Source organism: Nocardia sp. CY15 (assembly GCF_009829295.1).
In the GTDB taxonomy this organism is placed as follows: Bacteria; Actinomycetota; Actinomycetes; order Mycobacteriales; family Mycobacteriaceae; genus Nocardia; species Nocardia sputi.
The window spans coordinates 86322-112135 of the sequence record NZ_VUOT01000021.1; the positions used below are offsets into that span (position 1 = coordinate 86322).

The 25814-nt window shown below is 69.3% G+C and carries 22 protein-coding genes and 1 pseudogene; 13 read left to right on the forward strand and 10 right to left on the reverse strand.

From position 1 onward, the window contains the following. Positions 1 to 20 precede the first annotated feature (20 nt). Positions 21 to 1334 (reverse strand): sugar ABC transporter substrate-binding protein, encoded by a 1314-nt coding sequence (locus GVY39_RS22065; protein WP_159927569.1) that lies wholly within the window; start codon positions 1332 to 1334, stop codon positions 21 to 23. A gap of 203 nt (positions 1335 to 1537) precedes the next feature. On the opposite strand from GVY39_RS22065, the gene GVY39_RS22070 reads away from it, so the two are divergent. The 5 genes from GVY39_RS22070 to GVY39_RS22090 all read left to right on the forward strand — a co-directional run bounded on the left by GVY39_RS22070 (position 1538) and on the right by GVY39_RS22090 (position 7073). Then, positions 1538 to 3796: a carbon starvation CstA family protein gene (locus tag GVY39_RS22070; RefSeq protein ID WP_159927571.1), complete on the forward strand. Its 2259-nt coding sequence runs from the start codon at positions 1538 to 1540 to the stop codon at positions 3794 to 3796. 53 nt (positions 3797 to 3849) lie between these two features. Further along, a complete protein-coding gene (locus GVY39_RS22075) occupies positions 3850 to 4053 on the forward strand; it encodes a YbdD/YjiX family protein (RefSeq protein WP_223521814.1) in 204 nt (67 codons plus the stop codon). A gap of 163 nt (positions 4054 to 4216) precedes the next feature. Beyond that, on the forward strand, positions 4217 to 5848 hold the full coding sequence (locus GVY39_RS22080) for a DNA-3-methyladenine glycosylase 2 family protein (RefSeq protein ID WP_159927575.1): 1632 nt from the start codon (positions 4217 to 4219) through the stop codon (positions 5846 to 5848). Next, entirely contained in the window at positions 5845 to 6396 is a 552-nt protein-coding gene (locus GVY39_RS22085; RefSeq protein WP_159927577.1) for a methylated-DNA--[protein]-cysteine S-methyltransferase, read from the forward strand. The genes GVY39_RS22080 and GVY39_RS22085 overlap by 4 nt, the downstream gene beginning before the upstream one ends. Positions 6397 to 6488: 92 nt before the next feature. After that, positions 6489 to 7073: a short chain dehydrogenase gene (locus GVY39_RS22090; protein WP_159927579.1), complete on the forward strand. Its 585-nt coding sequence runs from the start codon at positions 6489 to 6491 to the stop codon at positions 7071 to 7073. Positions 7074 to 7224: 151 nt separating this feature from the next. Here the strand turns inward: GVY39_RS22090 and GVY39_RS22095 are convergent, their stop codons facing one another. Both GVY39_RS22095 and GVY39_RS22100 read right to left on the reverse strand, forming a co-directional pair. Further along, the gene (locus GVY39_RS22095; RefSeq protein ID WP_159927581.1) at positions 7225 to 10407 is read right to left on the reverse strand and encodes an AAA family ATPase; all 3183 of its coding nucleotides are present in this window, start codon (positions 10405 to 10407) and stop codon (positions 7225 to 7227) included. 34 nt (positions 10408 to 10441) lie between these two features. Then, entirely contained in the window at positions 10442 to 11617 is a 1176-nt protein-coding gene (locus GVY39_RS22100) for an exonuclease SbcCD subunit D (protein ID WP_159927583.1), read from the reverse strand. 464 nt (positions 11618 to 12081) lie between these two features. Here GVY39_RS22100 and GVY39_RS22105 point away from each other — a divergent pair, with 464 nt between their 5' ends. After that, positions 12082 to 13299, forward strand: a complete 1218-nt coding sequence (locus tag GVY39_RS22105; RefSeq protein ID WP_223520829.1) for a DUF6542 domain-containing protein — start codon at positions 12082 to 12084, stop codon at positions 13297 to 13299. Between the two features lie 356 nt (positions 13300 to 13655). Here GVY39_RS22105 and GVY39_RS22110 read toward each other — a convergent pair whose 3' ends face one another. Next, entirely contained in the window at positions 13656 to 14666 is a 1011-nt protein-coding gene (locus GVY39_RS22110; protein ID WP_159927585.1) for a 4-hydroxy-3-methylbut-2-enyl diphosphate reductase, read from the reverse strand. 297 nt (positions 14667 to 14963) lie between these two features. On the opposite strand from GVY39_RS22110, the gene GVY39_RS22115 reads away from it, so the two are divergent. From GVY39_RS22115 to GVY39_RS22130, 4 genes are all read left to right on the forward strand, one after another. Further along, positions 14964 to 15623 (forward strand): lipid droplet-associated protein, encoded by a 660-nt coding sequence (locus tag GVY39_RS22115; protein WP_159927587.1) that lies wholly within the window; start codon positions 14964 to 14966, stop codon positions 15621 to 15623. A 95-nt stretch (positions 15624 to 15718) separates the two neighbouring features. Continuing rightward, positions 15719 to 16942 (forward strand): exodeoxyribonuclease VII large subunit, encoded by a 1224-nt coding sequence (gene xseA / locus GVY39_RS22120; protein WP_236565597.1) that lies wholly within the window; start codon positions 15719 to 15721, stop codon positions 16940 to 16942. 2 nt (positions 16943 to 16944) lie between these two features. Next, positions 16945 to 17220 carry an exodeoxyribonuclease VII small subunit gene (locus tag GVY39_RS22125; protein WP_159927591.1) on the forward strand — a complete coding sequence of 92 codons (276 nt, stop codon included), beginning with the start codon at positions 16945 to 16947 and terminating at the stop codon, positions 17218 to 17220. After that, a complete protein-coding gene (locus GVY39_RS22130) occupies positions 17217 to 17561 on the forward strand; it encodes a VOC family protein (RefSeq protein ID WP_159927593.1) in 345 nt (114 codons plus the stop codon). Before GVY39_RS22125 ends, GVY39_RS22130 begins: the two co-directional genes overlap by 4 nt. A gap of 15 nt (positions 17562 to 17576) precedes the next feature. On the opposite strand, the gene GVY39_RS22135 is transcribed toward GVY39_RS22130, so the two are convergent. Both GVY39_RS22135 and GVY39_RS22140 read right to left on the reverse strand, forming a co-directional pair. Next, positions 17577 to 18080, reverse strand: coding sequence for a GNAT family N-acetyltransferase (locus GVY39_RS22135; RefSeq protein ID WP_159927595.1), 504 nt, complete (start codon positions 18078 to 18080; stop codon positions 17577 to 17579). Positions 18081 to 18279: 199 nt separating this feature from the next. Further along, positions 18280 to 18846, reverse strand: coding sequence for a DUF4245 domain-containing protein (locus tag GVY39_RS22140; RefSeq protein WP_159927597.1), 567 nt, complete (start codon positions 18844 to 18846; stop codon positions 18280 to 18282). 129 nt (positions 18847 to 18975) lie between these two features. Between GVY39_RS22140 and glpX the strand changes: the two genes are divergently transcribed. Next, positions 18976 to 20019: a class II fructose-bisphosphatase gene (glpX, locus tag GVY39_RS22145; protein ID WP_159927599.1), complete on the forward strand. Its 1044-nt coding sequence runs from the start codon at positions 18976 to 18978 to the stop codon at positions 20017 to 20019. Between the two features lie 174 nt (positions 20020 to 20193). Further along, positions 20194 to 21603 carry a class II fumarate hydratase gene (locus GVY39_RS22150; RefSeq protein ID WP_159927601.1) on the forward strand — a complete coding sequence of 470 codons (1410 nt, stop codon included), beginning with the start codon at positions 20194 to 20196 and terminating at the stop codon, positions 21601 to 21603. A 96-nt stretch (positions 21604 to 21699) separates the two neighbouring features. Here GVY39_RS22150 and GVY39_RS22155 read toward each other — a convergent pair whose 3' ends face one another. The 4 genes and pseudogenes from GVY39_RS22155 to GVY39_RS35320 all read right to left on the reverse strand — a co-directional run. After that, positions 21700 to 22557 (reverse strand): acyl-ACP desaturase, encoded by an 858-nt coding sequence (locus tag GVY39_RS22155; RefSeq protein ID WP_159927603.1) that lies wholly within the window; start codon positions 22555 to 22557, stop codon positions 21700 to 21702. Positions 22558 to 22659: 102 nt separating this feature from the next. Beyond that, positions 22660 to 23247, reverse strand: coding sequence for an LGFP repeat-containing protein (locus GVY39_RS22160; RefSeq protein WP_159927605.1), 588 nt, complete (start codon positions 23245 to 23247; stop codon positions 22660 to 22662). Positions 23248 to 23432: 185 nt separating this feature from the next. After that, complete coding sequence (locus GVY39_RS22165) at positions 23433 to 24818, reverse strand: PhoH family protein (protein WP_159927607.1); 1386 nt, start codon at positions 24816 to 24818, stop codon at positions 23433 to 23435. A 185-nt stretch (positions 24819 to 25003) separates the two neighbouring features. Beyond that, a pseudogene (locus GVY39_RS35320) lies at positions 25004 to 25384 on the reverse strand (DUF488 domain-containing protein); the annotation flags it as partial. Positions 25385 to 25537: 153 nt separating this feature from the next. Here GVY39_RS35320 and GVY39_RS22175 point away from each other — a divergent pair. Beyond that, positions 25538 to 25810, forward strand: coding sequence for a hypothetical protein (locus tag GVY39_RS22175; protein WP_159927611.1), 273 nt, complete (start codon positions 25538 to 25540; stop codon positions 25808 to 25810). Positions 25811 to 25814 lie beyond the last annotated feature (4 nt).

A 25814-nucleotide genomic window follows, 5' to 3' on the forward strand; every position in this document is an offset into this window, starting at 1 on the left:
TCGCGACCGCCGTGCCCGGTTCATGGCGTGTCCAGCAGCGCGTCGACATCGGAGGCGAAGCGTCCGTCCAGGGACGCGGCCGTGGCGGCGCCGCGCAGCACCCGATTGGAGCCGCGCTCGAGCAAGGCGGAGACCTTGCCCCAGGCAGGAGTCACCGGCAGGGGACGAGAGCTGGACGGGCCGTCGGTGAACACTTCGAGATTGCGGATCTCCCGATGCGCGGCAGCGAAACCCGGCGAGCGCATCGCAGATTCCAGGACCGGGACGAACAGGCCGGAGGAGGCGATGATCGCCTGCCCGACCGGCCCGGTCGCGAATTTCACGAACTCCCAGGCTTGTTCGATGCGCGGGCTGTCCGCGGCGATGGCCAGGCCCGTACTGCCGACGTCGGTGATCGCGCCGGGTCCGCCGTGCGGGCCGACCGGCAGCACCGTGACATCGACGGCGAGATCGTCGTGCCCCGCGAATTCGGAATACAGCCAGTGCCCGCCCAGCGCCATCGCCGCCCGTCCGCGACGAAACAGGTCGGGGGCCGAAACCGAGAGCGTGTCGGCGGCTTTCGGGGCCACGCGGTGGCGTACGGCGAGGTCGGCGTAGAACTGGAATCCTTCGGCGAAGCGTGGATCGCCGAGGTTCGTCCTGGTGGGGTTCACCGGGGGTGAGAACCAATCGGCGCCGTTGTTCATGCCGAAGCAAGCCGCCGAGAAGTACGGCACCCAGGCGTCGACGAAGCCCCACCGGGTCCGCCCGGAAGAATCCGTCCCGGTCAACGCCTTGGCCGCGGCCAGGAACTCCTCGAACGACCAGGCGTCACGCCAGCGCGCGGGCGCGGTGAGCCCAGCCTGCTCGAACAATTCCCGGTTGTAGTACAGGAACACCCCGGACCACTGCTCGGGCAGCGCGTATTGCCCACCGGCGTAGGCGAAGGTGTCGTACAGCGCCGGGTAGCTGTCGGCGCGGAGCTGGGCGGCGTAGCGCGGATCGCGGTCGAGCAGCGTGTTCAGGTCCAGCAGCACGCCGCGCTGGGCCAGGCCGGAATACAGCAGTTCCCAGGCCATCAGTACGTCCGGGCACTTACCGCCCGCGCAGTAGGTGAGCATCTGCTGCAGCGGGTCCGGTCCCGACATGATGGTGCGAATCCTGATGCCGGGGTGCCGTTTCCGGAACTCGTCGATGATCTTCAGCCGGACCCGAGCCTCCTCCGGCCTGGCCTGGAAGAAGAAGGTCAGCGCGTCGTCATCGGAACCGCAACCGCCACTCGCCAGCAGCCCGGCGGCCAGCGCCGACCCGAGCACCGTCCGGCGACGGACCCGGGCGACGGGATTCGCACGCAACACAGCCCTCCTCCGGGGCGGATGTGGAACTCCTCGAACCGCATGGCAGCATACGTTCGGCAATCACGTGGTGACGGCCGACACATGAACAATATTTCACGGTGCCCGTCCGGCGTCCGGAATCGGCACGGCGGCGCGCACCGATCGGATACGTTGTCACGTGTTTCAGCAAGATCCTGCGCGTTTTACAGGAGAGTAGGCCGATGGCGACAATCGAATATCTGCGGACCGATCCCGATCTGCCGCCCGTCGGCGTGGTCGACAAGTCCCCGATCACCCCGGCCAAGAAATTGATCTTCGCCGGGATCGCCGTACTCGGCGCCATAGCCTGGGCGGTGCTCGCCATATCGCGGGGCGAATCGGTGAACGCGGTGTGGATCGTGATCGCAGCGGTGTCCACCTACGTCATCGCCTACCGGTTCTACGCCAGGTTCATCGAACGAAAGATCGTCGAACCGCGCGACGACCTGGCCACGCCCGCCGAGATCCTGGAGAACGGCAAGGACTACATGCCGATGGACCGGCGGGTGCTCTACGGGCACCATTTCGCCGCCATCGCGGGCGCTGGTCCCCTGGTCGGCCCGGTGCTGGCCGCGCAGATGGGCTACCTGCCCGGGACCATCTGGATCGTGGTCGGCGTGGTGCTGGCCGGTGCGGTGCAGGACTACTTGGTGCTGTGGGTCTCGATGAAGCGACGCGGTCGCAGTCTCGGACAGATGGCCCGGGACGAACTCGGCGTGATCGGCGGTTGGGCGGCCATCGTCGGCGTCCTGGTGATCATGATGATCCTTCTGGCCGTGCTCGCGCTGGTGGTCGTCAACGCGCTCGCGCACAGCCCATGGGGCGTCTTCTCGATCGGCATGACCATTCCGATAGCGCTGTTCATGGGTGTGTACCTGCGGTTCCTGCGGCCCGGCAAGGTCGGCGAGGTCTCCGCGATCGGGTTCGGCCTGCTGCTGCTGGCCATCGTGAGCGGCGGCTGGGTGTCGGAAACCGATTGGGGCGCGGACTGGTTCACGCTCTCACCGGTGACCATTTCCTGGCTGCTGATCGCCTACGGCTTCTTCGCCTCGGTGCTGCCGGTGTGGCTGCTGCTGGCGCCGCGCGACTACCTGTCGACGTTCATGAAGGTCGGCACCATCGTGCTGCTCGCGGTCGGCATCCTGGTCACGCTGCCGGTGCTGCAGGCGCCCGCGGTGTCGAGTTTCGCCTCCACCGGCACCGGCCCGGCCTTCGCGGGCTCGCTGTTCCCGTTCCTGTTCATCACCATCGCCTGCGGCGCGCTGAGCGGTTTCCACGCGCTGGTCTCCTCCGGCACCACGCCGAAGCTGCTGGAGAAGGAATCGCACGCGCGGATGATCGGCTACGGCGGCATGCTGATGGAGTCGTTCGTCGCGGTCATGGCCATCATCACCGCCTCCATCATCGACCAGCACCTATACTTCGCGATGAACGCGCCGCTGGGCCTCACCGGCGGAACCGCGGAGAAGGCCGCGGCCTACACCAACGGTCTCGGGCTCAGCGGTCACCCGGTGACACCGGAGGAACTGAACCAGGCGGCCAGTGACGTCGGCGAATCGACGATCATCTCCCGCACCGGCGGCGCGCCGACGCTGGCGGTCGGCATCTCCGAGGTGTTCCACCAGTTCCTCGGCGGCGCGAGCATGAAGTCGTTCTGGTATCACTTCGCGATCATGTTCGAGGCGCTGTTCATCCTCACCACGATCGACGCGGGCACCCGCGTGGCGCGGTTCATGCTCTCCGACGCGCTGGGCAACTTCGGCGGGCCCGCGAAGAAATTCCGTGACCCGTCCTGGCGGGTGGGCGCGTGGCTGTGCTCGGCGATCGTGGTCGGCGCGTGGGGTTCGATCCTTCTGATGGGCGTCACCGACCCGCTGGGCGGCATCAATACGCTGTTCCCGCTGTTCGGTATCGCCAACCAGTTGCTCGCTGCCATGGCGTTGACCGTGGTGCTGGTGATCGTGGTGAAGAAGGGCCTCGCCAAATGGGCCTGGATTCCGGGCATTCCGCTGGCCTGGGATCTGGTGGTGACCATGACGGCGTCGTGGCAGAAGATCTTCTCCGACGATCCGAAGCTCGGATACTGGAAGCAGCACAGCATCTGCGAGACCGCCCAGGAGGCAGGCAAACTCTGCCTGACGGCGAAGACCCAGGACGATATGGACGCGATCGTGCGCAATACCTTCATCCAGGGCACGTTGTCGATCGTGTTCGCGGTGCTGGTGTTGATCGTGGCGATCGTCGGAGCGGTGGTGGCCTACCGCGCATGGCACTCCGGCGAGACGACGACCACCGAGACGCCGGAGGAGCCGTCGAAGATCTTCGCGCCCAGCGGATTCGTCGCCACCGCGGCGGAGAAGGAAGTCCAGAAGCAGTGGGACGAGTTGATCGCGACCGGACAGGTGCGCGCCCCCGGCGCGGCCCACGTCCACGCGCAATGAGCGACTCCGCGACCTCGGGTGCCGACCGGTCCGTGCGACCGGTCGGCACCCGGCTGCGCGCCGCGGCCCACGCCTGCCGCCACGGCGTTCGAGCGGCCGTCTGGTGGTGGAACTCGATCCTCGGCGGGCAGGACTACCAGCGCTACGTCGCGCACCTGCGGCGCAGGCATCCGGGCTGCGCGATCCCGACCGAGCGGGAGTACTGGCGGCAGCGGCATGCGGAAGCGGATCGCAATCCGGCCAATCGCTGCTGCTGAGCGGCAGAATTTCGGTGCGCGCCGCCACACGTCGATTCGGTAGTTGCCCCAACCGGCGACCAGGCAAGCGTTGTGCGATGTCATGACCCGTTGTGCGAGGTAGCGACGACCCCGGGCGGTGCTGGCCGATTTCCGCTAGCACGGGTTCGTCGCAGCTGCCATTGTGGTGTGCGTGACGATCACGGCATTGGATTTCGAACGTTGCTACCGGGCGGTGTCGACCCGGGACTCGCGATTCGACGGGCAATTCTTCACGGCGGTGCGAACCACCGGAATCTATTGCCGCCCTTCGTGTCCGGCGATCACGCCGAAGCGGGCGAACGTGTCGTTCCTGCCGACCGCCGCCGCGGCGCAGCAGGCGGGTTTTCGCGCCTGCCGCCGCTGCCTGCCGGACGCCGCGCCGGGCTCGCCGCTGTGGAACACGAGGGCGGATCTGGCCGCGCGCGCGATGCGGCTGATCGGTGACGGCGTGGTCGAGCGGGCCGGAGTGCCCGGGCTGGCCGCCACGCTCGGCTATTCCCAGCGCCAGCTCACCCGGGTGCTGACCACCGAGCTGGGCGCGGGGCCGTTGGCGCTGGCCAGGGCGCACCGGGCGCACACCGCGCGGCTGCTGATCCAGACCACCGCGATGCCCATGTCCGACATCGCGTTCGCGGCGGGCTTCACCTCCATCCGCCAGTTCAACGACACGGTCCGCGAGGTGTTCGCGGTCAGTCCCACCACCATGCGGCTGGAGGCGCAGCGCGCGAGAACCGGCGTCCCCGCGCGTCCGGCGCCGACCGGCAGCGGCTCGCTCACATTGCGGCTGCCCTACCGGGAGCCGCTCGACCGGGCATGGCTGGAGTGGTTCCTGTCCGCCCACGTCGTACCGGGCATGGAACTGTGGGACAACCGCACCTACACCAGCAACCTGCGCACGCCACACGGGCACGCCACCGCGCGGCTGAGCTTCCAGCGCGACCACGTGCGGGCGGAGCTGTCCCTGCACGACATGCGCGACCTCGCGCCGACGGTGACCCGGCTGCGGCACCTGCTGGATCTGGACGCCGATCCGGTCGGGATCGATGAAGCGCTCGGCGCCGGACCCGCGGCGGGCGGCCCTTCCTCCGAACGACTGCCGGAGAACGGCACCGAGTACCTGCCGGACGCGGGGGCGGGGTCGCCGCCCGAAGGCGATGCGCTGACCGAGGTGGACCCGCTCGGCGCGGGACGGCCGTCGTTCAGCGCGGGTATCCGGGTGCCCGGCTGCCTGGACGGAACCGAACTGCTGCTGCGCACCATGATCGGGCAGCAGATCTCGGTGTCCGCCGCCGCGACGCACACCGCCCGGTTGGTCGAGGCGCTCGGCGAGCGGGTCGACGGGCCGATCCCGCTGCTGTTCCCGACGCCGGAGGTGATCGCCGAACGCGGAGCCGAGATCTTGACCGGACCGGCGCGGCGGATCCGTTCCATCATCGCGGCCGCCGAAGCAGTGGCCTCGGGTGAACTGCTGCTGCACCAGGGACGCACCGCGGCCGATCTGCGCCGTGACCTGCTCGCGCTGGACGGCGTGGGGCCGTGGACGGCCGACTACGTGACCATGCGTCTGCTCGCCGACCCGGATGTCCTGCTCGGCACCGACCTGGTGGTCCGCCGCGGCGCGACCCTGCTCGGCATCGACCTGACCGACACCGCGCGCTGGGCGCCGTGGCGGTCGTACCTGTCCATGCACTTGTGGAAAGCGGCGCTGACCAGCCGCGCCACACCCGCCCAAGCCCCAGCGCTCGCCACCACGAAAGGCAGTGTCGAACCATGAACGCCAGCATCGCCCTCCGCACCGAGATCGTTGGTACCCGCACCACCACCGCGGATTTCGCGGTCACGCAGACCCCGCTGGGCCCGTTCACCGCCCTCGTCGGCTCCGACGGCGCGGTCTTGGCCTCCGGCTGGACGTCCGACGCGGAGAACCTGCGCGGCCTCATCCACCCCGCCCTGCGCCCTGACCGACTGCGGCAACGAGATTCGCTGGGCGAGGTGACCGGCGCCGTCACCGCCTACCACGAGGGCGACCTCCGGGCGATCGACCCGGTTCCCGTTCGCCAGCGGTCCGGGGAGTTCCTGCTACACGCGTGGGAGGTGCTTCGCACCGTCCCGGCGGGCAGCCCCCTCACCTACACCGAATTCGCCGCCCGCTCCGGCCGCCCCGACGCCACCCGCGCCGCGGCCAACGCGTGCGCCCGAAATGCCGCCGCCCTCTTCGTGCCCTGCCACCGGATCCTCCGCATCGGCGGCGCACTCGGCGGCTTCCGGTGGGGATTGCCGATCAAGCGTTGGTTGCTCGACCATGAGGGGTGCATCCGCTGAATCCACAGCGCGGCTTGCTCCTGGGAATCATCGGCTCGAAGCGTCGGTTGGAGACCCTGTCGGTTCCGCCGTGGAAGCTCGAGGAGACTGCGTTGAAGATCATTGTTGTCGGCGCGAGTGGCACCATCGGCTCGGCGGTCGTCGCGGCGTTGGAGCCGAATCACGAGGTGGTGCGGGCATCTCGGCGCGGCCCGGTTCAGGTCGACCTGGACGACCCCGCCTCGATCGACGCGCTCTTCGAGACGGTCCGTGATGTCGATGCCGTAGTGGTCACCGCCGCCAGCGGCAAACTGACCGCGTTGGACTCCGACGACGATTTCATCCGCGGCCTGCAAGGCAAGCTGTTCGGGCAACTGCACCTGGTCCGGCGCGCGATCCAACACCTTCGGGATGGAGGTTCGATCACCTTGACCAGTGGCGTGTTCGCACGTCCGATGGTGGGCGGTTCGTTCGGTGCGCTGGTCAATGCCGGGTTGGAGGCATTCGTCGAACATGCCGTGATCGAGATGCCGCGCGGTCTGCGGGTCAACGCGGTCGGGCCGGGCTGGGTGGCGGAGACACTCGAGTCCATGGGTCTCGATCCCGCCGACGGAACTCCGGTCAATGTGGTGGCCCGCTCGTATGTGCAAGCTGTCGAAGGAAGCGCTCAGGGCAAGACGTTCCGCCCGCACAGATGATCGAGCAGCCGGGCATTTTCGGCCGGGACGATACCGAGCCGTCGGCGTCGGTGCGAGGCAGAGGAACCTTGTCGAGCAGGTCCGGGTGTGCTCCGGCCCGCCATCAGCATGAACAAGCCGGCGATGCGGGTGCGGTCACCGCGCGGCGCGATCAGGCGATGGTCGCCTGGAGGTGGGATCCGGTGCGGCCACGCAGGACATGCAGGCGGCTGGGAATGCGTTGGCGCATCTCGTCCACGTGGCTGACCACGCCCACCACCCGGCCGCCTGTGCGGAGTTCGTCCAGCACACCCATCACAGCGTCCAGGGTGTCGGCGTCCAAGCCGCCGAAGCCCTCATCGATGAAGAGTGTGTCCAGCACCAGGCCGCCGGATTCGGCCGCCACGGTGTCGGCCAGCCCTAGCGCCAACGACAGTGAGGCCATGAAGGTCTCGCCGCCGGAGAGCGTCTTGGCCGGGCGGATGGCTCCGGTGTAGTCGTCCCGGATGTCGAGGCCGAGCCCGCCTCGGCGACCGCGCGGCCCGGCCTTGTCCGAGTGGACGAATTCGTACCGGCCGCCGGACATTCTGCGCAATCGCAGCGAACCGGCCTGTGCCACCTCTTCCAGGCGGGCGGCCAGGACATACGAGTGCAGGGACATGCGGCGGTTGTTCGCACCGCGCCCGGCGACGACGTCGGCGAGCCCGTCCAGCTCCTCGAACGCTCGTTGCGCCGGGGCGATCCGATCCACAGCGGCCCAGAGCTGTCCACCGAGGTCCTCCAGCTGGCTTGCCCGCCTGCTCGCTTCCGCGTGGGCGGCCACCGCCGCGTTGAGAGCGGTCTGCGCGGCGGTCACCAGTGCGTCGAGCTCGGCCAAGTCGCCGGGCTCTTGCTCGGCCGCCGCCTGGATCTCCGGTTCGGCCAAGACGGCTTCCGCCGCGGCGCGGGCGCGGTCGGCCGCCACGAGTTCGGCTTCGATCTCGGCCTGCCGCTGCGGGCCGCGGGACGCGGCGGCGACGACCTTCGCGTAGGCGGTCAAGAGCGCGACGTCGTCTCGGGCGGTGAGATGACCGTCGGCGCCGCGACGCACCGGTTCGACCGCACCAGCGGATACGGAAGCAGTGGCTTCCGAGGACGGAACCGTATCGGCGCTGGGTGGGGTCGCAACTTCGGTCGCGGCGGACGACGCGTCGCCGAACCCTCCTTCTGAAATGAATCCAGCGGCGCGAGCGAGGTTTTCGACCCGGTCGGTGATCAGCGACACCTGCTCACGCGCGGCGACCGCTTCGGACCGGGCAGCGCGCAGGGCGGTCGCCTCGGCGACGAGGGCGGCGAGGCGGGACCGGCGACGCTCGATCGTCTCGTCGGCGCCGGCCGCGGTGCGCAGCCGTTCGGAGAACTCGGCGAGCCGTGCCTCGGCGGAGACGACGGTGGCGGCCACCGCGCTGCGACGGGCTTCGGATGCGCTCAGCTCGTCGTGCAGGCGGGCCAAGTCTTCGCGCAACCGGGCGAGTTCGGCTTCCAGTCCGTCGGCGTTGGCGGCCAGTTCGGACGTGTCCTCGTAGCGGTCGGTCGCGGCGCGCAGAGCCGCGGCGAGTTCGACGCGGTCGGTGTCGCCGCCGCGAGCGACGAGCGCTTCGATCTCACGCTCGAGCCCGGCGATGCGGGCCAGCGCGCGGTCGCGGGTGTCCTCCGCGGCGCGCTCGGCCGCCACGGCGGCCTCCTCCTCGTCTTCGGACACCGCGGCATCAGTGGGCCGGGCGGGTGCCGGATGCTCCGCGGAACCGCAAACCGCGCACGGACTTCCGTCGACCAGCGCGCCTGCCAGTTCGGCGGCCATCCCGCTCAGCCTGCGCTCGCGCAGATCCAGTACGAATTCCTTCGCATCGAGGTGCGCGGTGCGGGCGGCGTCGAACTCGACGCGGGCGTGATCGAGCGCGGTGCGGCGAGCGGCCAGATCCACCGCGGCCGTGGCGGCGGCCTGCAGCCGCTCGGTTTCCGTGGTGATCCCGGGCAGCGCCGCGACCGCTTCGGTGGCTTCGCGCAGCCTTGTCTCGGCCGCGGTGAGCGCGGCCGGCAACAGCTCGCGCCGCGCGGCGAGTTCGGCGACGCGCCGGGCCAGCGTCGCGTCCTCGGCGCGCAGAGCGTCGAGTTCGCCGCCGAGCCGCGTGGCGGCCTCGGCGTCGGCCCGCACTTCGTCCAGTGCGCCGATCTGCCCGCTCCAACGCTGGATCGCCGCGTCGATGTCGGCGTCCTCGCGCACCTGCTCGCCGTCGGAATCGACCAGTTCGGCGCCGCCGAGGTCGACGCCCGCCGGTTCCAGGAGCCGGGCCGCCAGTCGTCGGGCCGATTCGCGCTCTTCGCTCTCGCGCTGCCGCTGGACGCGCACCGCCGAACGCGCTTCGTCGATCGCGACGGCGACCGGCTCGGCGCGGCGGGCCGCTTCGAGTTCGGCGTGCAACGCGGCCCGCCGCTCGGCGCCCGCGGCGTAGTCGTCCAGCTGTGCCCGCGCCGCGGCCGTGCGGCGGCGCAGCTCGTGCAGCCTACGATGCTGTTCGGCCTGCGCCCGCGCTCTCGTCGCGTCCTGCTGGCAACGTTCGAGTTCCGTGACGGCAGCAGCCAGATCGGCGCGTGCGGCCGACAGCAGATCCTGCGACCAACCGACGCACTCCGCCGGACCGACCGAATCCGGCACCCCGGCGGCCATGCCGACCTGGGTGATCAGTCGCTTGACACCGTCGGTACGAGCATCCAGATCCGCCTCGGCGGCACGGCGTTTCTCGGCGAGCCACTGCTCCGCAGTGCCGAAACGCTTGGTGTCGAAGAGCTTTTCGAGCAGTTTCTCCCGATCTTCGTTGTCCGCTCGCAAGAAGCGGGCGAAATCGCCTTGTGGCAACAGCACCACTTGGAAGAACTGGTCGGCACTCATACCGAGCAGGCGCAATACCTCGTCGCCGATATCGGGTATCCGAGAGAGGTTTTCCCCAGTGCCGTCCAGCCAGGTCAGTGTCGCCTTCGCGTTGATGGTGCGCAGGCCGGTGCCGTCTCGCTTGGGACGCTGGAACTCGGGGCTGCGGGTGAGACGTAGCCGCCGCCCGCCCAGGGTCGCCTCCAGCACCACCTGCGGTGGCGTCTGCTCCGGGGCGTGATCGGAGTGCAGGCGCTTGCTCTCCCCGCGCGCGCCGGGAACTCTGCCGTAGAGCGCGAACGCGATCGCGTCCAGCACCGTGGTCTTGCCCGCTCCGGTCTGGCCGTGCAGCAAGAACAATCCGTCGGCGCCGAGCGCGTCGAAGTCGACGACCGTGGTGTCGGCGAACGGGCCGAACGCGGTCATCTGGAGCTTGTGCAGTCTCATGCCGCCGCGCCCGCGCCCGGCCTCGGCAGCGCGCTCATGCGGACAGTTCCTCGGCGGCGCGCACCGTCGCCGCCTGCTCCGGCTCCGCGACGGCGGCCGACAACGCCCGCTCCAGCCAGGTCATCTCGCCCGAGCTGGGCGTACCGCGGACGTCGGAGAGGAAGCTCCGGGCTACTTCGATGTCGCGTCGGCCGTGCACCCGCTCACGGTAGCGCAGTTCCGGGTTCCCCTCGGGCCGAGCCCATTCGACGTGCACCGCGTAAGGGAACCGTTCGCGCAGCTTGCGCATGGCGTCGACCGGGCGGGCGGCGTCGGTGAGCACGGCGGACACGTAATGCTGTTCGGCCGCGGTGTGCTGCGCGCCGAACAGCAACTCGTCCAGGGTGCCGGTCAGCTTGCTCAGGCCGCGGACCGTCGGCAGGTCCCGGCGGCGCACCGCCTGGAGGCCGGCCGCGTCCAGATCGACGATCCACACCGCTTTGCGATGCGCGTTCTCGCCGAACGAGTACGGCAACGGCGAGCCGGAGTAGCGGACCGACTCCGCCAGCGTCTGCGGCGAATGCAGGTGGCCGAGGGCCACGTAGTCGATGCCGTCGAAGGCGGCCAGCGGCACCGTCTCCACGCCGCCGACCGAGATCGAGCGCTCCGAGCCGGTGGCCTCCCCGCCGACCACGAAGGCGTGCGCGAGCACGACCGTTCGCGCACCAGGTCGCCGTTCGATGTCGGCACGCACCCGGGCCATCGCCGCGTCCAGGATCTCGGCGTGCGAGCGAGCTTGCGGCACATCGAGTTCGGCGCGGGTGATCTCCGGTTCCAGGTACGGGATGCCATAGAACGCCACCGGCCCGTGCTCGTCCTCCAGCAGGACGGGGCGATCGGCGTCGGCGACCGTGGTACGCAGATGCAACCCGCCCGCCGCGGCGAAACTCGCGCCCGCCCCCAGCCGGGCGGGGGAATCGTGGTTGCCCGAGGTGGCCACGATCTGCGCACCCGCCGCCCGAATGGCCTCGAATCCCTGGTTGCACACCGCGATCGCGTCGGCGCTCGGAATCGACCGGTCGTACACGTCGCCGGGCAGGACCACCACCTCGACCGACTCCTCGGCCACCAATTCCGCGATGGCGGTCAGTGAACGAGCCTGGTCGGCAAGCAGATCGACCCCGTGGAACGTGCGCCCGATGTGCCAGTCCGAGGTGTGCAGCATCCGCATGCCGCGAAACCGTAGGCCAAGGCACCGACAGACTCCAATCGCCACGCCCGCTGTGTCCGGTTTGCCCAGCCGAGGCCCGGCGTGTCCGCCACCGGCTTCGGATCAGGGGCGGAATGCGCCACGAGGCCGATCGCCGCACATGCCTTTGCCTCCCGGGCATTCCGACGCGGGAGCTTCCGGCTGTCGGCATCCCGCACGGTGTGCGGACCGGACGGCGGCGCGCCGGCAAGCCTGTTGCCGACGCGATGCCGAATAGTCGCTCCGTGCTCGTTCTTGTCGGTGACCTACGGCACTATCTGCGCCATGACCGCCCCGATGCTCGTCGCACCGACGCCGGTGTTCGCCGCGGGTTGCGGCCTCGGCCGGATGAGCCGTGCCGCGCGGGCCGGGCATCGCGCCGCGGTGGCGGATACACAGCTCGCGGCGGCCGCGGACAACGAACGGTTGCTGCGACAGTCGCGAGCATGCAGCGCATCTCCCACCTGCTCACCGAGCAGATCGGTCAGCTGGTCCGGGCTGCGTGCGCCCCAGGACCGGGGCGGTGGGGCGAGATCCAGCTCGGGCGCCGTTCGCCTCCTACCTGGACGCCTGCGGCGCCGTGGACCCCGACGTACGAGCCGAGCAGCTCACCAGGTACGCCGAACACCTGCGCGCATGCCGACCAACCCCTGGACGATCTGGAAATAGCCGACCAGGGCGTGCACGCGATCGCGCGCGTGGATTCCCGGCCGCGCGCGTGGGCTTCGCCGAGGCGGTCGAGTAACCGGGACAATGGCCGTGCCGCCACGCCGCCGAGCGCGGCGGCAACTAGTGTGCATATCGTGGCTGCTTCCGAACGTGTGCGATCCCGGGTGCCCGCGCCGCAACGCTCGATCCTGCCGTCGGTGCCGGGAATCCCGGTCGGCGCGGCGATCCTGATCGCGGTTGCCTGCACGTTTCTGGGGTTTCTGATCGATGCCAGCGGCGGCAGCGCCGAGCTGACCGGCACGTTCGCCGCGCTGTACGTGCTGGGGTGTGTGGCGGCCGTCGCCGCCGTGCGCTACCGCGGCTTGTTCAGCACGATGGTGCTGCCGCCACTGCTGCTCTTCGTCGCCGTCCCGCTGGCCTATCAGCATCTCACCGGCCGTGGATCGACCTCTTTGAAGGACATCCTGCTCAATTTGGCGATCCCGCTGGTGAACCGTTTTCCGACGATGATGCTCGCCACGGTCGTCGTCCTGCTGATCGGCGGCGCCCGGATCTACTTGCATCGCCGCGAGGAGCAGGACGCACGGCCGCTCTCGGCCCGCCGCGGCGAGAGCTGGGGCAAGTCGTCGGCGAAGAAGAGCAGACCCGCCCGTTCCTCCGGCGGCGTCTCGGACCCGGCGCGCCGCAAAGCCCGCCGCCCGAAAAAGGAGCCCGACGAACTCGAGGTGGACGAGTCGGACGAGCCCGCCCCGCGGCCGGCGCGCCGGCCTGCGGCGCAGGTCGCCGACACCCCGCCGCGCGTCGCACCGTCTCGTCCGCGCGAAGGCCGGGCTCCTGCCCGGGGCGCCACCCGCCCCACCGCGGCAATGCCCCGTCCGGAAGGCGAACCACCGCGCGGTGCGGGCCGCCGTCGCGAAGTGCCGCCGCATCCTCAGCCCAATGTCCGCTACCGCGACTCGGGCCGCACGGAACGGCGCAGGCCGGAGAATCTGTAGAACGAGTTCGCCGCTCAGCCGGTTTCCCGAAGTCGGTCTCCGCGGCGAACTCCGAGTGCCGGATGCCAGCAACATGCCGACCGGATCGGTGGCCACCGCACTGAGATACGGCGATGCGATTCGGCGCGAAGGCTCAGCCTTCGCCGGTGTACCGAGCCGCACGGGAATGTCGGCAACCACCCGGAAATGGCGCGCATAACGCTGTGCCGTGGTCAGCGGACGATTCGAGCGATTCCCGCGAAGGTTTTCCCTCGCGGTCCGCGAGGGCGATCAGCGTTGTGGTGACCACGCGACTCGCGCGTCGAGTGGGACGCCCATCCCGTACATTCTCGCGATCTGAGCGGGCTCGGCGTCCGTCAGCGACGGGCGTCGCGCAATTCCCGGGGCAGCGCGAAGACGAGGGTTTCGTTGGCCGTGGTGACCGGCTGGACGTCGCCGTAGCCGTGCTCGGCCAGCATGTCCAGGACGCCGCGGACCAGGATGTCGGGGACCGAGGCACCCGAGGTGATGCCGATCGTGCGGACACCTTCGAGCCAGGCCGGGTCGACCTCGCGAGCGAAGTCCACCAGATACGCCGCTTTGGCGCCCGCGCCGAGGGCCACCTCGACCAATCGCACCGAGTTCGACGAGTTGCGCGAGCCGACCACGATCACCAGGTCGCATTCCGGCGCCATCGCCTTCACCGCTACCTGGCGGTTCTGCGTGGCGTAGCAGATGTCGTCGCTCGGCGGGTCCTGCAGGCCGGGGAAGCGCTTGCGCAGCCGCTGCACCGTTTCCATCGTCTCGTCCACGCTCAGCGTGGTCTGCGAGAGCCAGATCACCTTCGACTCGTCGCGCACGCTGACGTTGTCCACCGCGTCGGGACCGTCGACCAGCTGGACGTGCTCGGGCGCCTCACCGGCGGTGCCCTCGACCTCCTCGTGACCCTCGTGACCGATCAGGAGGATGTCGTAGTCGTCGCGGGCGAACCGCTTGGCCTCCTGGTGGACCTTGGTCACCAGCGGGCAGGTGGCGTCGATGGTGTGCAGATTGCGCTCGGCGGCCGAGGCGTGCACCGCGGGCGACACGCCGTGCGCGGAGAACACGACGACCGCGCCCTCGGGGACCTCGTCGGTCTCGTCGACGAAGACCACGCCGCGTTCGCGCAGCGTCTCCACGACGTGCCGGTTGTGCACGATCTCCTTGCGCACGTAGATGGGCGCGCCGTGTTTGTCCAGCGCCTTCTCGACGGTTTCGACCGCGCGGTCCACGCCGGCGCAGTACCCCCGCGGTTCCGCGAGCAGCACGCGTTTCCCGCCGTCGGCAACGGCGTTTGCGGCGCCTGCCGAGCGGGCGATTCCGACGTTCAAGGGAATGGCCGAAGACATGCCCACAGGATACGTGCGGCCCGGGACCCTGCCACGTCCGGGAGTTGTCCGTCACATTCCCGCCGGGATCCGCGGAGGACGGGTCGCGAACTGCGGCGCAAGGCCGTCACAGCGGAGCCGGCGACAAGCCGCGGTGACTCTCGGCGGACACTCCCGCCGAGACCTGGGTTTATTCTCCGCTTTATGAGCACAGCGTCGCGCAATTCCCGCCGATCGGCCGCGCGCCGTTGCGGGCGAATATCCGAACCGCGCCCACCCCTCCTTTGCATAGCACACCATTTCGGGCAGGCTAGGACCATGTTTCGACCACCCTTTCTGGCCCGGGTCGCCGCCGGGGCCGCCGTATACGCCCTCGAGGAATCCCGCCGGTTACCCACGGCGGCAATGAATCTCCCGATCACGGCCATAAGTCAGATGCTGCAGACGACTATGCACGTCCAGCAGTTCGTGACCAGTCTGGCCCTGAAAGGCGACGCGGTATTCGACCGTTTGGCCAACCGCCCGGTCGAGCAGCCGGAGTGGGCCACCTTCGAGGAGGACCTCGCCGACGAGCCGAGCCCCGCTCCGCTTCGCAGCAGTCGATTCGATCTCTACACCGCCGACGATCCGGAGCCGTTCCGCTCGCCCGAATCCTTCCCAGCGGACGACGCCCGCGCGGGCGAGACCAACGGCCACGCCGCCGCGCCGACGATCGCCGAACAACCGGCCGAAGAACCGGAGCCGACCGATCCGGAATCGGAGCTCGACCCGGTCGCGGAAGCGCCCCGGATCACCGAACCGGAAGTCGCCATCCGCTACGACTACGCCACCATGACCCTGGCCCAGCTGCGTGCCCGGCTGCGCCTGCTGACAGTCGAAGACCTCACCGCGCTGCTGGAGTACGAGCAGCACACCCGGGCCAGGGCGCCGTTCGTGACCATGCTGACGAACCGGATCGCCACCGTGCAGGCCCAGTGACCGAACCCCGGACACCTTCGTCGCCGACGGCCGGCCGGGAAACCTCCGGCCACTCCGCCGCCGCGCCGGCCAATTCCGCCGCGCACCCCTGGCCGGTGCGCTCGGTGTCCATGAAGGTCGCCCAGTGGATCGACCGGCTCGGCAGCATCTGGATAGAGGGTCAGATCACCCAGATCAATCTCCGTCCGGGCACCCGCACCGCGTTCCTGGTGCTGCGCGACCCATCGGCCGACATGTCGCTGTCGGTGACCTGCGACCCGGACCTCATCCGCAGCTCCCCCGTTCCCTTGCAAGAGGGCAGCCGGGTGGTCGTCTACGGCAAGCTCTCGTTCTTCACCGGGCGCGGCACGATCTCGTTGCGCGTGCTGGAGATCCGGCCGGTCGGCATCGGCGAACTCCTGGCCCGCATCGAACGGTTGAAGGCGCTGCTGGCGGCCGAGGGCCTGTTCGATCCCCGGCTCAAACGCCCGATCCCCTTCCTGCCCGGAACGATCGGCTTGGTCACCGGCCGCGCCAGCGCCGCGGAGCGCGACGTGCTGAGCGTCGCCCGCAATCGCTGGCCCGCGGTGCGTTTCGAAATCCGCAACACAGCCGTGCAGGGGCCGACGGCGGTGTCGCAGATGCTCACGGCGCTGGCCGAGCTCGATCGTCACCCGGCTGTCGAGGTGATCGTCCTCGCGCGCGGCGGCGGCAGCGTGGAAGACCTGCTGCCCTTCTCCGACGAGGCGCTGTGCCGCGCGATCGTGGCCGCGACCACGCCGATCGTCAGCGCGATCGGCCACGAACCGGACAACCCCCTCAGCGACCTGGTCGCGGACCTGCGCGCGGCGACCCCCACCGATGCCGCCAAGCGGATCGTCCCCGACGCCGCCGCCGAACTGGCCTGCATCCGTGAGCTGCGGGAACGCAGCGCCGCCGCGCTGCGCGGCTGGGTCGACCGGGAGACCAGGGCGCTGGCCCAGCTGCGGTCGCGGCCCGTGCTGGCCGACCCGCTGCGCGAGATCGATCGCCGCCAGGAAGAGGTCGAACGCCTGCGCGCCGCCGCACGCCGCTTCGTCGAGCAAGTCCTCCGAACCGAATCCACGGCCACCCGGCATCTGCGCGAGAAACTCACCGCCGTGGGCCCGGCCGCCACACTGGCCCGTGGTTACGCTGTCGTACAGCGCGTCACCGGCCGGGAACGGGAGGTGGTGCGCTCGATCGAGGACGCGCCGGCCGGCAGCCAGCTGCGCATCCGGGTCGCCGACGGCGCCGTCACGGCCGCCGCGCTCGGCACTCAGGCGCTCGGCGCGAAGCACACCGACACCGGGAGGAACTGACCTTGGCCGAATCCGGCAAGTCCGCGGGGAAGAACGGGGCGGGAGCCGACCCGGCCGACGATTCGGCCGAGATCGCCGGTTTCGGCTACGAACGCGCGCGCGACGAACTGGTCAACGTCGTCAAGATCCTCGAACAAGGCGGCCTCGACCTCGACGAGTCCCTCGCACTGTGGGAACGCGGTGAGGCGCTGGCCAACCGCTGCGAAGAACATCTGGCAGGGGCGCGCAAGCGCGTCGAGGACGCACTGCACCGCACCGACCTGGAACAGCGGGAATGACCATCCGCCGCGCCACGCCGGACGTCCGCACCACCGACCTGGCCGCCAGTCGCGAGTTCTACCGGCTGCTCGGCTTCCGCGAGGCGATGGACCTCGGCTGGGTCGTGACTATGGCCTCCCCGTCCAACCCGACCGCCCAGGTGCTGCTCGTCGGCCCGGAAGCCGGACAGCTCCAGCCCGACATGAGTGTGGAGGTAGACGACGTCGACGCCGTACACGCGGCGGTGACCGCCGCGGGCGCCGACGTCGTCTATCCCTTGCGCGACGAGCCCTGGGGCGTGCGCCGCTTCTTCGTCCGTGACCCGAGCGGAACCGTCGTCAACGTGGTGAGCCACCGCTGACGACAGCCCGCTCGGTCATTCCTGGCGCGGCGCGGCCACGGCGCGGAATCGCGCGACGCCGCCCGCGCTGCTCAGCCGCTGGAATCCGGCCTTCTCCAGCACACGCACCGACGACGGATTGGACAGTTCCGCATCGGCGCGCACCACGCGGACGCCGGGCGCGGTGAACGCGTGCGCCGTCAAGGCGACGGTGGCCTCGGTGGCGTAGCCACGAGCGCGACGCGAGGCGACGACGCCGTACCCGATCTCCAGCTCTCCGTCGGAGGGCGGCCAGAAAAGCCCGATCGATCCGACGACGAGTCCACTCGATCGCTCGACGATCAGGCGGTGGCCGAACGGGCCGAGCCAGTCCGGGTTCGCGGCGAACAACTCCGCGATGACGCGATCTCCTTCGGCGGGAAAGTCCGCCGACCACGCGGGCCGACGCCGGTCGTCGAGCACGGCGGCGGCCTCGTCGGCGGTCCACGACCGCAGGATCAGGCGTTCGGTGCGCAGGTCGGGGGAAATGAGAGCAGACACGTGACACTCCTGGTCATCGAAGAAAAGACCGGTCCGCGTCGAGGTGTATGCGGAGAATCAGTGGCGCGCGAACCGGCGAAGGGCATGCGAAGAACGGCTGTTGACAGCCATATTCATCGACCTCCGAGATCCGGTTCGGCACGTGCCTCGTACCGCGGCAAACCCTAGCGGTCGCGCGCGGCCGACAGCAAGGGGCGGGTCAGCGTTGCAGCGGCTGCGCCGCCGTGATCGCCTGGGCGAGCGTGGTGAACGCCGCCTGGTCGCCCGCACCGGTGATCAGTACGCGGGACTGGCCGAGGTCGGTGATCCACGCCGTCTCCGACCCCTGCTCGGCGTAGACGATCCACTTCTGCGCCCCCACCTGCTCGGCGCCGCTGGCATACCGGGACCCGAGCACGAACCGGGCCAGCGCCTCCTCGGTCGCGTTGCTCTGGGTGAATCGCATGTAGGTGCCCTGCGGCGTGATGTAGCCGACCGTGCTGACCGATCCGCCGCCGGTGCCGCCGATGGATTCACGGCTGCCGGAATTGGGCGTCCAATCAGCGGGCAGAGCGGGGTTCCGGATCGGGAACGGCAAGGAACGAGCGTCGGCGGTTAGCGCCGCTTCGACGTCGAAATGGGGGATCTGCCCCTGCGTCGGACCGTTCGCGGCGAAACTGCACTGGCTGGCCAGGCCCGCGAACACCAGCGCGATCAGCACCAACGGGATCAACGACCAGAACAGATCCCGGTAGTCGTTCAAGATGCGCGGCTTTTGGTACGACACGCTCCCAGTATCCACTCGCGCGGCGATGCCGCCCCGCCCACCCCGACCCGCGCAGCAGGGGTGTACGCCCGTGCCAGACCGAATGAGACAATCGACCGGTACGTACCGACGCACAGGAGGCACCCCGCAATGACGGCAACTTCTCCCACACCTAGCCGCCGCGAGGCGCCCGACCGCAACCTCGCACTCGAGCTGGTCCGCGTGACCGAGGCCGGGGCGATGGCCGCGGGCCGGTGGGTCGGACGCGGCGACAAGGAGGGGGGCGACGGAGCCGCCGTCGACGCCATGCGGCAGCTGGTCAGCTCGGTGTCCATGCGCGGCATCGTCGTCATCGGCGAGGGCGAGAAGGACGAAGCGCCCATGCTGTACAACGGCGAGGCCGTGGGCGACGGCACCGGTCCTGAAGTGGACTTCGCGGTCGACCCGATCGACGGCACCACGCTGATGTCCAAGGGCGTGCCCGGCGCGATCTCGGTGCTGGCCGTCGCCGAGCGCGGCGCCATGTTCGACCCGTCCGCGGTGTTCTACATGCACAAGATCGCCGTCGGCCCCGACGCCGCCGACGTGATCGATATCTCGGCCCCCATCGGCGAGAACATCAGCCGGGTCGCCAAGGCCAAGAACTTGTCGAAGTCCGACCTGACCGTCTGCATCCTGGACCGTCCCCGGCACGCCGAACTGATCCAGCAGGTGCGCGACGCGGGCGCCCGCATCCGCCTGATCTCCGACGGCGACGTCGCGGGCGCGATCGCCGCGGCCCGCCCCGACTCCGGCACCGACATCCTGGTCGGCATCGGCGGCACCCCCGAGGGCATCATCGCCGCCGCCGCGATGCGCTGTATGGGCGGCGAACTACAGGGCATGCTCGCGCCGAAGGACGACGAGGAACGGCAGAAGGCGATCGACGCGGGCCATGACCTCGACCGCGTCCTGACCACCGAAGACCTGGTCTCCGGTGACAACGTCTTCTTCTGCGCCACCGGCGTCACCGACGGCGACCTGCTGCGCGGCGTGCGCTACTACGGCGGCGGCGCGTCGACCCACTCGATCGTCATGCGCTCGAAGTCCGGCACGGTCCGCATGATCGACGCCTACCACCGCCTGACCAAGCTGCGCGAATACTCCTCGGTCGACTTCATCGGCGACGAACACGCGGTCCCGCCGCTGCCGTGACTTCTGGCCGCGACTTCGTCGCGGCGTGTTCGCGGCACATGAGGTACTTCTCAGGGCAGGGGCGAGGGAACCCGTCTTGTCGTTTCGTATTCCCGGGTGCGGCGTGTCGGCGTGTGCGAATGACCTCAGGCGTGGCAGCCCCACGGGAAGCGGCCGCGGCATAGGGTCGAAAGCATGACCGAGGAGACGGAGACGCAGTACCGCATCGAGCACGACACCATGGGCGAGGTCCGGGTTCCGGTGGACGCTCTGTGGCGGGCGCAGACCCAGCGGGCCGTGGAGAACTTCCCGATCAGCGGACGCGGCTTGGAGCGCGCGCAGATTCGCGCGCTCGGCCTGCTGAAGGCCGCGTGTGCCACGGTGAACCGCGACCTGGGTCTGCTCGATCCGGAGAAGGCCGATGCCATCGTCGCCGCGGCGAACGAGATCGCGGAAGGCAAGCACGACGATCAGTTCCCGATCGACGTCTTCCAAACCGGTTCCGGCACCAGCTCGAACATGAACGCCAACGAGGTGATCGCCTCGCTGGCCGAAGCGAAGGGCGTCACGGTCCATCCGAACGACGACGTGAACATGTCGCAGTCGTCCAACGACACCTTTCCCACGGCAACGCATCTCGCCGCGACCGAAGCGGTCATCACCGATCTGGTTCCCGCGCTGGAGCATCTGCGGCTGGCGCTGCTGGACAAGTCGACCGAATGGCGCACGGTAGTGAAGTCCGGCCGCACCCATCTCATGGACGCCGTCCCGGTGACCCTCGGCCAGGAGTTCGGCGGCTACACCCGTCAGGTCGCGGCGGGCATCGACCGCATCATGGCGACACTGCCGCGGCTCGGCGAACTGCCGATCGGCGGAACGGCGGTCGGCACCGGGCTGAACGCGCCGGAGGGTTTCGGCGCGAAGGTCGTCGCCGAGCTGGTGCGCGCGACCGGCATCGACGCGTTGCGTGAGGCCGAGGACCACTTCGAGGCGCAGGCCGCGCGCGACGGTCTGGTGGAGGCCTCCGGCGCGCTCCGCACGATCGCGGTGAGCCTGACCAAGATCGCCAACGACATTCGCTGGATGGGCTCGGGCCCGCTGACAGGTCTGGCCGAGATCCAGCTGCCGGATCTGCAGCCGGGCAGCTCGATCATGCCCGGCAAGGTGAATCCGGTACTGCCCGAAGCGGTCACCCAGGTCGGCGCGCAGGTGCTCGGCAACGACGCCGCGGTGGCCTTCGCCGGCGCGAACGGCGCTTTCGAATTGAACGTTTACATCCCGGTGATGGCGCGCAACTTGCTGGAGTCGATCCGCCTGCTGGCCAACGTCTCTCGCCTGTTCGCCGACAAGTGCGTGCGCGGCCTGGTCGCCAACGTCGAGCACCTGCGCACACTTGCCGAGTCCTCCCCCTCGATCGTGACACCGCTGAATTCGGCCATCGGCTACGAGGAGGCGGCCGCGGTCGCGAAGGAAGCGTTGAAGGAGAAGAAGACCATTCGCCAGACCGTCATCGATCGCGGTCTGCTGAACGAGAAACTGACCGAGGAGGAGCTCGACCGCCGCCTCGACGTGCTCGCCATGGCGAAGGTGAAAGAACAGGACTGACGAGGGCCGACCGAGCCGCGACAGAACGAACGCCACCTCCGTAGCCGTCGGGCTACCGAGGTGGCGTTCGCCGGACCGTGATCCGGAGGCGGCGGTTCAGTCCCGCAGGTGCGAGAGCTCGTCGCGCGCCAGTTCGCCATCCGGACCGAAATCCGTGCGCGTGAAGATGTTCCAACGACGCAGCAACGGAGCGAAGACCAGCTCTCCCTCCTTGGCGCGGTCGTAGACGCCCGCCTCGGCCAGCACCTCGTCGCTGTCGCGGCCGTCGGAAAGCGTCACTGTCGGGACCTCGAAACCGGCGATCCGGTCGGCGATGGCCCGCACGGCCTGGTCCGGCACCAGATCGAGAGCGGCGGAAATCAGGTCGGCGAAGAACACCGACTGCAGTTCGTCGTCCAGCGCGATGCGCTCGGCGATGGCGGTGACCAGGGGGTTCTCGCCGAGCGCCGCGATGTTGCGGTGCCGCACGGCGCTGGCGGACTCCTCGAACGCGCAGTTGGCCAGCACATCGAGCAGGTGCATCGCCGGGCGGCGGAAGCCCTTGGTCATGTGCTCCATCCGCAACCGCTCCAGTTCCACCGGGTCGACGGCCCTGGTGACCATGAGGTAGTTGCGGATCGTGATCTCGTGGCGGTTCTCCTCGGCCGTCCAGCGGCCGACCCAGCGCCACCACGCGCCGGTGCGCAGGTACTTGCCGATCTCGCGGTGATACGAGGGCAGGTTGTCGGCGATCAGCACCGAGACGGTCAACGCCAGTTTGGCGGTTTCACCGAGTTCGGACTGGTCCGGCGTCCAGTCGGTACCGCCGAGGAAGGCGAAGTTGCGCCCGTCGTCCCACGGCACGAGGTCGTGTGGCTGCCACCCGTCGGCGACATCGACGTGCTTGCGCAGCAGCAGTTCTACGTCCACCGCGAGCGATTCGAGCAGTTCGCGATCGGTCAGGAGAGTTTGCACCGAGATAACCTAGCGGCTTGGCCCGCGAAGCGGGGGCGGATGGGTGGAATGGGCAGGCTACCGGGGCCACGCGGGCGGCCCCGGACGCCGAATACCTGGTCGTTACTTCGGCGTGACGGTGATAGTACCGTTCACCCAGGTGATGGTGCCGCCGGTGAAATCGCTCTGCTTGCCACCGGGGATGTCCTTCTCGTCGCTGACCGGGTAGCCGAGGGGCCCCTGCGCGCCGCCGTTCTCTTCCCACGCCTTGCGGATCTCGCCCCAGACGACGTGCGGTTCGCCGTCTTTTGCCTCGTAGATCGTGCCGCCGGCGAAGTCCTGGTACTCGCCGTCGTCGGGGCCTTTCTCCTCCGCTTCCCTCGGGAGGCCGAGCGTGCCGGTCGGGCCGCCGAGTTCCATGTATTTCTCGTAGATGTCGCCGTCGACGGCGATCTCGCCGCCCGGCGTGGGGATCCTGGTCCCCCCGGCCGCCGGGGCCGTCGTGCCCGTGGCGCCGCCCTCGGTGGTGGTGGTGTCGTCGTCGGCCGCGGTGGTGGTCGGGCTCGCGATCGTGGTCATGATGCTCGTCATCATGCCGGTCATGGTGGCGCCGGGGTCGGAGTCGTCATCGTCGCCGCACCCGGCCAAGGCCAGCCCAGCGGCGGCGAGCACTGCGGTGAATCCAGCCGTTCGTCGAGCGAAGTGGTGCATGTCCATCCTCTCGCTGTGGGCTACCGGCACACCACGGACTCCGTGACATCGCGCGTAGCCTCGGCCGATTGTCAGGCAATGACCCGGTGATCGACGAGGGTCACCGGGTCATACCGAACAGCTATCGCGGCGGATGATACCCGCCGGATGTGCTGTGAAACACACCGCCGAACGGCGCTGGGGGATCAGGCGTTGGGGCCGTATTCCTCCAGCATCTCGGTGACCAACGCCGCGATCGGCGAGCGCTCGCTACGGGTCAGCGTGATGTGCGCGAACAACGGGTGGCCTTTGAGTTTCTCGACCACCGCCGCGACACCGTCGTGCCTTCCGACGCGCAGATTGTCCCGCTGGGCCACGTCGTGGGTGAGCACCACCCGTGAGCCGGTTCCCAGCCTGCTGAGCACCGTGAGCAGCACATTGCGCTCCAGCGACTGGGCTTCGTCCACGATCACGAAGGAGTCGTGCAGCGACCGCCCGCGAATGTGGGTCAGCGGCAACACCTCCAGCATGTCGCGGCTGAGCACCTCCTCCATCACCTCCCGGCTGGCCAGCCCGTCGAGGGTGTCGAAGACCGCCTGCGCCCAGGGACCCATCTTCTCGCTCTCGGTGCCGGGCAGGTAGCCGAGATCCTGACCGCCGACCGCGTACAGCGGACGGAAGACCACCACCTTGCGCTGCGTCCGCCGTTCCAGCACCGCCTCCAGGCCCGCGGTCAACGCCAGCGCCGACTTGCCGGTACCCGCCCTGCCACCGAGGGAGACGATGCCGACGCTCTCGTCCAGCAGCAGATCGAGCGCGATGCGCTGCTCGGCGGAACGGCCGTGCAGCCCGAATGCCTCGCGTTCACGGACCAGTTGCACCCGCTTGTCCGGGGTCACCCGGCCGAGTGCGCTGGAGCTGACTCCGAGCAACCGAATACCGGTATGGCAGGGCAGCTCTCGCGCCTCGTCCAGATCGATCACCGACTCCGCGTAGAGCCGATCGATGTGCGCGGTGCTGACATCGAGCTCCACCATGCCGGACCAGCCGGAGGTCACCACGTCCTGGGCGTGGTACTCGTCGGCTTGCAAGCCCACCGCACTGGCCTTGACCCGCAGCGGAATGTCCTTGGACACCAACACCACGTCGCGGCCCTCGGCCGCGAGGTTGAGCGCACATGCCAGGATTCGGGAGTCGTTGGTGTCGGTGCGGAAGCCGACCGGAAGGACCGCGGGATCGGTGTGGTTCAGTTCCACCTGCAACGTTCCGCCCTCGGCGCCGATCGGCACCTGCTGATCCAGCCTGCCGTACTGCAGGCGCAGATCGTCCAGGTTGCGCAGCGCTTCTCGCGCGAACCAGCCCAGCTCGTGATGGTGCCTTTTGGCTTCGAGTTCACTGATGACCACCAGGGGTAACACCACGTCATGTTCGCCGAACCGCGTGAAGGACCAGGGATCCGACAGCAGGACGGACGTGTCGATGACGAAGGTTTTGCCGAGTAATTGCGAGGGGCGGGCCCCCTTCGCGGCGGCTCCGCCTTTCGCGGAGCTGGAGTTCGCCGAGGGAGCGGAAACGGAGCGTGCAGCAGTCACGGTGGGCTCCTCTGTGTTCGTGCGGCAGTCGCACGAACGATCTCGCTGGACCGGTCCGTCCTGATGGACCCGACGTTGCCGTCAGGTGCCACGAGGGCCGGGTACCGGCCCCCTCGTACTGAGTAGCTCAGTCACGGCCAGGACCTCCCGTACGAGCCACACCGCCGCGGCCCGCACACCCGACGCTACCTCCGATCCCCATGTCCGCGCTCAGGGACTGAAAGGCGTGTCCGTGAATTTGTCGTAAACCAGCACGTCGCGGGCACTCGACCCAGCAGGTCGAGCAACCCCGGAACATGGCTGTGCACCGGATCCTGTACGGCTGTCAGCAATGTGACCGGACCTTCGGCGGCCAGAGCGCGTAATTCCCGCAAATCTTGCTGAACCTCCAGCGCTGCCAGTTCGGCGCGGTATCGATGGGCGAATTGCGGGCCGCGCGCGTCCCGGTCGGCGTGGAACCAGCGCCGCAACTCGGTCGACAGGGCGAGCGCCTCGGGCCAGCGATCGACCCGCGGCACGGCTTCGGTGACATCCTTCGGCCCGAGCCGATCGACCGGCATCCGGGTGCCGTCGTCCGGGTCGGATCGTCAGATACGTTTCACCCCGGAGGCCGGGCGGTGGTTGCGATGGCATGGCAGTTGTCGCAGCACGGCCTTCGTGCGGCTCCGGGTTTCGCCACACGGTCGCTGTGGCCCGATTCGACGGATAGAGTCGCTGGTATGTCCGGTAACGAGGATTTGGAGAAGCTGTCGTCGAAGGAGTTGCACGACCGGGCGATGAAGCTGGCCGTGCGACGCGGTGACGTGAAGTTCCTGTGGCGGCTGCTCACGTCGATCCCGGCCGCGGAAGCCGCCGCGGGCAATGTCGGCGAGAGCGAGGCGGACATCAAGTACGTGCTGCCCATGCTCGACGACTACGTCCACGCCGGCGACGGCGCGGTCGCCGAGGTGTTGCGGCCGGTCTACCTCGACTACTTGGTCCAGCACTCCTGACACC